This window comes from Bacillus haikouensis, from assembly GCF_013179555.1.
GTDB classification, from domain to species: Bacteria; Bacillota; Bacilli; order Bacillales; family Bacillaceae_B; genus Rossellomorea; species Rossellomorea haikouensis_A.
The window spans coordinates 1-5,069 of the sequence record NZ_JABMCR010000282.1 but is presented as its reverse complement, the minus strand read 5'-3'; the positions used below and the strand labels follow the sequence as shown (position 1 = coordinate 5,069).

At 39.5% G+C, this 5,069-nt stretch carries 4 protein-coding genes; all 4 read right to left on the bottom strand.

The window, feature by feature from the left end:
- Window positions 1-1,080, bottom strand: a 1,080-nt coding sequence (locus tag HP456_RS19650) for a class I SAM-dependent rRNA methyltransferase (RefSeq protein ID WP_172254250.1), incomplete at its 3' end; no start/stop codon positions are given.
- A 141-nt stretch (window positions 1,081-1,221) separates the two neighbouring features.
- On the bottom strand, window positions 1,222-2,061 hold the full coding sequence (locus tag HP456_RS19645) for an alpha/beta hydrolase (protein WP_172254248.1): 840 nt from the start codon (window positions 2,059-2,061) through the stop codon (window positions 1,222-1,224).
- Between the two features lie 308 nt (window positions 2,062-2,369).
- The gene (locus HP456_RS19640) at window positions 2,370-3,602 is read right to left on the bottom strand and encodes an aminopeptidase (RefSeq protein WP_172254246.1); all 1,233 of its coding nucleotides are present in this window, start codon (window positions 3,600-3,602) and stop codon (window positions 2,370-2,372) included.
- A 275-nt stretch (window positions 3,603-3,877) separates the two neighbouring features.
- On the bottom strand, window positions 3,878-5,069 hold a 1,192-nt coding region (locus HP456_RS19635; protein ID WP_172254244.1), incomplete at its 5' end, for a helix-turn-helix domain-containing protein.

Here is a 5,069-nt window from a genome sequence, read left to right as displayed (position 1 = left end):
TTCTTTAAAGGCACTTTCTATGAAGCCTTTGAACTTCTTCATATTAAACGTACTGCAATTTGTTGAAGCGACAATAATGCCGTCGTCTTCCGTTATGGCAATTGCTTCTTTAAGGAGATCCTTGTAATCTCTAGAAGCAGAAAAAGTATGTTTCTTGGACCGTGCAAAGCTTGGCGGATCAAGAATGACCATATCAAATCTGTGTTCTTTTTTAACTGCATATTTGAAGTACTTAAATACATCTTCCACGATAATGTGCTGAGCTTCGTAGTCAATTCCGTTTATGCTGAATTGTTCTATTGTCTTACTCAGGCTTCGGTTTGCCAAATCAACGCTTGTTGTTTCTGAAGCACCTCCAAGGGCTGCAAATACGGAAAAGGCTCCTGTATAGGAAAAGGTATTCAAAACCCTTCTTCCTTCTGAATACTTGTCGCGGATCAGCTTTCTTACCTCCCGCTGATCGAGGAAGACCCCGACCATGGCACCGTCGTTAAGGTATATTGCGAAATTCACTCCGTTCTCCTTCACAAGGAGGGGAAAAGAAGGTTGTTCGCCATCGACAAAATCATCTTCTTCAAGATATTTCCCTTCAACTGAAAAGCGCTTCTTTTGGTACAATCCCTTATAATCCGGCAGCTTTTTAATGGCTGCCACGATATCCTTTTTGAACGAGTAAGCACCTTCACTGTACCATTGAATCAGGTAGTAACCATCAAAGTAATCCAGTGTGATTCCGCCGAAACCGTCACCTTCACCGTTAAAAACACGAAATGCAGTGGTCCCTTCATCATAAAGGAAATGAAGTCTTTGATTGACTGCATATTCCAGTTTTCGGTGAAAGAACTCCACATCTATCTGTTCATGCTCTTTCCAGCTTACGAGCCACCCAATCCCTTTGTTTTGTTTTCCGTAATACCCCTTTGCGATAAAAAGGTTCTTGTCATCAACAAGATTAATAATTGTGCCTTCATCCAGACGATTCTGTATTTCATTTACATTATCCTTATTTAAAAGTGGAAATCCTTTTTTAAATTGTTTTATGTATTTAGGGTTTGCTTTCAAGGTGATTTCTGCTGTCATGCCATTCATCCTTTTACGTAATCGTTAGTCTTGTGTAGTATAGAACTTCTGGAGGTATAACGCAACTGTCTTCCTTTAAACAGGAAGGGAGCGGAGTATAAAAAAATCTTACCCTGATTTCAGGGTAAGAACAGAAGGGTATTATTTTCTCCATAAAAAGTCACCTACAAGACGGTCTACCTTTGTTGTTTCATGTAAACCACTGTGTGAGATGGAAGGGTCGTAAACGATCGTAGAAGTGAATTCGTTCCTGTCGAAAATCTTTTCACTTGCAAGGGCGCTTGGCACATTCACCACATCATCACCGGAACCTGCAATGGATAAGACTTTAATAGAAGGATCGATTAAATGCCTGTTAAGATGGATGCGCAAAATAGCTCTTGATTTTGGCTTTAAATCGATGACCGCAGCACCGGTATTGATTTGATCATAGGAATCTTTGGTGACTCCTGCAAATGGAGTGGCAATGGAAATGAATTTATGAGTCTTGGGTAAAAAGGAATTGCCTTGGGTGTTTTCTAAATATTTTGTTGAGGCCAGGCCTCCCATAGAATGACCTACAAGATTCATATTCTCTACTTCGAAACGATGGTGCAGCAGTTTAACTGCATTTTCCAGCCAAATAGCCTGTTTATCCAATGCAGCACGGTTATCTTCGAAGATGACCTGCACGAGAGGGGGAGCTGAAGGATTTTCAGGTATGGTTCCTCTGTAAGAAAGGCTTCCATTATCGGATACATATACTTCCAACGTTTTTTTACCCCAGCCATGATGATGTTCAAAGCGGTCGAGCATTGTTTTGAAGGAATTATAAGTTCCTTTATATCCATGCACAAATACAGTAGGGTATTTCTCCTCTGCCGTTAAGGGTTTTTCACTTGATTGAACATTAGAGGTTCTGAATAAGAGAAAGGTTATGAAAAGAGAGACCAGCAAAAGTCCACTCCAGAAAAGCGTATGTTTATTCGTGAAGATTGACAAATGAAATCGCTCCTTTAAATACTCTATCTTTATTGTAAGCGATTTGTGAAGTATTGAAAATGTTATAAAAGAAATTTTTTTGTCATAATAGATGTAATATATGGAAAAGAAGATACAGATACCTTTTTTCAGCCATGACAAGCATTGGAAGGCATACCGGTTAAGTCGTTTTATTACTCTACCCGCCGGACCAAAACGGCTTGAAAGAATAAACGCTGAAGCTGGACAATCCCCGGGATGAAATTTTCACTTCTTACAAATTAAACAAAAAAGAACCTTAAGCAAGGTCCTTTTTTGTAAATAAGAGGTTATACCCAGTCACCGTTTCTAAATACTGGGTGGACGGTTCCGTCTGCTTTAACACCATCAATACTTAGATCTTTTGATCCGATCATGAAATCGACATGAATCATGCTTTCGTTAAAGCCGATTTTCCTCAATTCTTCAGAACCAAGTTCCTTCCCATTCTCGACGCATACGGACAAAGCACGGCCGAGTGCGATATGACAAGAAGCATTTTCATCAAACAGCGTATTATTAAATATGATGTTTGTATTAGAAATAGGAGAATTGTGCGGCACTAGGGCAACTTCACCCAGATAGGATGCCCCTTCGTCAGTTTCCAATAGGTTTTTGAGTGTATCGTATCCATCTTTTGCAGTAAAATCGACTACTTTTCCATCTTTGAATGTCAACGAGAAGTCCTTGATAAGGGTACCTCCATAATTAAGGGGTTTAGTAGAACTTACGACGCCATTCACACTCGTCTTGTCCGGGATGGTAAAGACTTCTTCTGTTGGCAGGTTCGGAACGAAAGGGGTTCCTTTGTCGTTAGTGAATTGAGCGCTTATCCATTTAGTCCGGGGACTGAATCCGATCGTCAAATCTGTACCCGGACCTTTATAATGAAGTTTTTCATAGTTCGCCTCATTCAGTCGGCGTGCCCTATCATTCAGAGCATTTATATGGCTCTCCCATAATTCAACCGTTTGTTCACGATCTGTCCTTGTTGTATAGAAGATATTTTCCCAAAGCTTTTCGATTGCCCTTTCTTTCTCGTGCTCAGGAAAAACACTTACCGCCCATTCTTCTGTTGGATAAGCTGCAATCAGCCAGCTGATTTTCCCGCCGCCTATATATGAAGAGAAATCTTTTGATGCTTCCGCTGCTACTTTGTTCAAGACAGCCACTCTTCCAGGATCGATATCTTTTAACAGTGATGGATTTGGAGCGATTAGATTCAGCAGGGCAACGTTATTCTCGGCCATCTCAATATACCCTTTTTGTTTCCAGTGCGGGAATACTTTTAAACCTTCTTCACTGGATTTCTCCAAACGGATCTTCTTTAAAACTTCATCATGAAAATCAGTCATAACATGGATGGCACCTGCTTCATACGCTTTTTCCGTAACCTGACGGACAAATTCATATGCCGAAATAGGAGCGGAAATCAATAACTCCTGCCCTTTTTGCAGGTTCAGTCCGACTTGTACAATCAGGTCGGCATATCTTTCTAAATTTTCTTTATAACGTGTACTCATGTTTATTCCCCCTTTATGTATTCAATATTTACTATATAACTTAATTCAGAAAATTTCCAATTATTGTTGAGAATTTGAAGAAAGGTCAGCAAGACATGCCAAAGTTTCAAAAGAAAAAGACTGATCAGATCAGTCTTTAAAGTGAGATTATTATTTGACACTGAACGGCGGGAAGTCTTCCTCGGGAGAGTTGATGACTGTCACTCCGCCAAGGGCCATTGCCGTTAAGCTGGTTACGATGAATAATCGTTTTAACTGTTTCATGAATTCACCTCCTACAAAGACAGCATTTCTTCATATATGGAATTAGCTTCCGTTAAATGAAATGCAGCATTTTTATATTTTCTAACCCCTTGGTAATATTGACCAAAGAGTTTAGAGTACTCAGCATACAAAAGGTGTTCCCCGCTTTGCTTGAAGAAGGGGAGGGTATGTTCTTTCATAAAATGTTCAAATCCTGCAGGGAAATCATCTAAGGCGTATTGAAAGTAGGACAGCTGATAAAATTTATGCGGAAAGACATCCTTCGAGCAAAGTTGTAACCCCTTTGGCAGCCAGTGGCGTACCTGATTGAATCGGTTTAATTTAAAGTACTCCTTTACCAATGCCAATATGGAGTTAAGCTTTCCTTCAATGTCCGATTTTTTCAGGTCAATACTCTTTAAATAGTGATGGATCGCTTCTTCGCTCTTATTCATGACAGATTTCAAGTATCCAAGGTTCTGTTCCACCATAGAGTTAAGGCTGATGTAGTGAATGGCCATGCTGATGGAATTAGCCCATTCATAATGCTTGAGTGCCTCTTCGCTATAGCGGATTCTGCGATAACAGATACCCAGCAATAAGTGAACTTCTGCGCACCTCTTTTGAAAATAAACGCCCTGAAAGATGGAAAGTGATTTTTCCCCGTAGTAAATGGCAAGCCTGTATATACTCAAACGTGTCAAAACGAGGCTGAATAGATAATATAAATCAGCTCTTTCTTCTTCGTTGATCACGCTTCCTAACACATAATATGTTTCGGCCTCTTTCAATTCTGCTCTTGCTTTATCGTATTGTTGGAGCAGGTAATAATAATTGCCTTTATACTTGTGATAATAAAATTTCAACGTATCAGATAATTCTTTGTAATGAGAATGAATATGTAACAGATTCTGCCTGGCACTTTCGATATCAGAATGGATCAACTGAAAACGAAAGCATAAGATCTTGTAAAACAATTGAGGAGAGAGGTCATCTGTGCTTTCCAACAATTTTTTAATTTGTTCATGATACCTTCCTGCTTCTTCAAGCTTTTTCCAAAGCAAAGAATGATTCCATTTTTCCAATAGCTGATTCAGTTCCTGTTCATCGTTCTGAAGTGAAGATACTCCCAGACGTTTGCAAATTAATTGAATAATGTCATCAGAAGGAGTGACCTGATTGTTTTCCAGTTTGGAAAGATACGATACGGAAATAATCCCCTTT